General features: G+C 44.9%; 3 protein-coding genes. All 3 read left to right on the plus strand.

What is annotated here, in order from left to right; translation table 11 throughout:
- On the plus strand, positions 1-503 hold a 503-nt coding region (locus AC4ED1_RS14540), incomplete at its 5' end, for an aromatic-ring-hydroxylating dioxygenase subunit beta (RefSeq protein WP_490939850.1).
- Positions 504-763: 260 nt separating this feature from the next.
- Positions 764-1,666 (plus strand): VOC family protein, encoded by a 903-nt coding sequence (locus AC4ED1_RS14545; RefSeq protein WP_490939852.1) that lies wholly within the window; start codon positions 764-766, stop codon positions 1,664-1,666.
- A 39-nt stretch (positions 1,667-1,705) separates the two neighbouring features.
- On the plus strand, positions 1,706-1,798 hold a 93-nt coding region (locus AC4ED1_RS14550), incomplete at its 3' end, for an SDR family NAD(P)-dependent oxidoreductase (RefSeq protein ID WP_490939854.1).

Genomic DNA, 1,798 nt, shown 5'->3' on the forward strand with positions numbered 1-1,798 from the left:
TAATGGATCGTTCTCAGTATATGGAATATGTCGATTTTTTGAATCAAGAAGCGGAGCTTTTAGATAACGGATTGTTTAACGAATGGTTCGCCCTTTTTACAGAAGATTTTGTCTACCAAATCCCGGTGAGGTTTACGCGGGAACGAGCGGCAGGTTCGGAGTTTAGTTCCACTGCCTATCATATGAATGAGACATTGGGTTCCATGGAAATGAGGATTGCCCGGGCCTACTCGGAGTATAACTGGGCGGAAGATCCGCCCTCTCGGACCAGACATTTCATTACGAATGTTCGGGTGAGGCAGACAGAACGAGAAGACGAAGTAAAAGTGGTTTCAAATGTACTGGTATATCGAAACAAATTCGACAACCCTACCTTTGATCTGCTCTCGGCTGAACGTCATGATGTGTTAAGGAAAGTTGACGGAAACTGGAAACTGGCTAAACGGGTAGTCTATTTGGATCAGAGTACGGTAGCGACAAATAACTTTGCCATTTTCATCTAAATCCACACGTTGGGTGATGATCGGAAATTATGGAAAACAGACAACTGACCATTCGGATTTCCAATGAATTTACAGGCGTTGAAGTACGAAAAGTATTTACTAGGAACGGGGAAAGATTGGAAATTTTTTCTAGGAAAATAGGGTCAAGAGTTGTTCTGGACGCTATGCAATTGGAAGCTCTAACCTTGGCTAAACCAACAGAATTGTCAAGGTTTCTCGAGGATCCTTTTGGTTCGGACGAAGAATAAGGGGGATGACATATGGGTCTGCCCAAAGCTCAACGGTTTGAACATGTCGAAATACGCGTCAACGATATGGTAAAGGCTATAGACTTTTACAAGAATGCCATGGGATTGGTGGAGATTGGCAGAGAGGATGGGGTTGTGTACTTAGGATGCGGCTACGATGAAAATTATGACCTTGCTGTTAGAGAAGGCGGTACAGGGGTTGCTCACTTTGCGGTTCGTGTCGATAACGAAGAGGAACTGATGAAGTATGACAAAAAGTTGAGGGGGAATGGAGTAAAGGTAGAAAGACAAGATGAGACGGAACCGGGACAGGAAAAAGGTATTCGATTTAATTTACCAAGCGGGATTCCCATGGAGCTCGTTCTTGTAAAAGACAATCGTTATATCAACCCTGCGAAACCGGCATATCCACGAAATGTGGCCGCTGCTCCCCTTAATATTGACCACATTAATTTGATGTCGCTGGATGTGCGCAAAGATACAGAATTTCTGACAGAGTTGCTGGATTTTAGGATTTCTGACATTGTCGACCCAGAGATGAATGGGAAATGGATGATGACATTCATGAGATTTCGCGGTTATCATCACGACGTTGCGTCGACTATCACGAAAAAACCAAGCGAAACCCTCCATCATGTTGCATGGACCATGTCAAATATTGAACAGATTAAAGTGGCATGTGATGTTCTCGCCCAGTTTGGCATCGATGTAGAATTGGGGCCTGGACGTCATCCCATCGGGCCAAATCTGTACGCCTATTTCATGGAACCTGGGGGCAACCGATTTGAATTTATTGCCGAACAGGCAGTATTAGATCCAGATTCACCCACGAAAGTATGGAGAAGTATGCAGGAAACATTGGAATCGTGGTCCAAGCTTCGCAGGCCGCCGGCAAGTTTCATCAAGGGTTCATAGTAGGTATATTCACAGAAGTTCGTGGCAGGAGGGAATTAAATGGGAGTATTAGCAGGAAAAGTAGCCATTATCACAGGTGCGACGGCTGGTCTGGGGCGAGCGATTGCTGAAAGATATGTGAAAGAAGGCGCC

The sequence above is a fragment of the Effusibacillus sp. SKA8 genome, assembly GCF_058273125.1.

Coding starts and splice junctions, on each gene's coding strand:
- AC4ED1_RS14545 (WP_490939852.1), top strand. CDS start 764: ATGGGTCTGCCCAAAGCTCAACGGTTTGAACATGTCGAAATACGCGTC.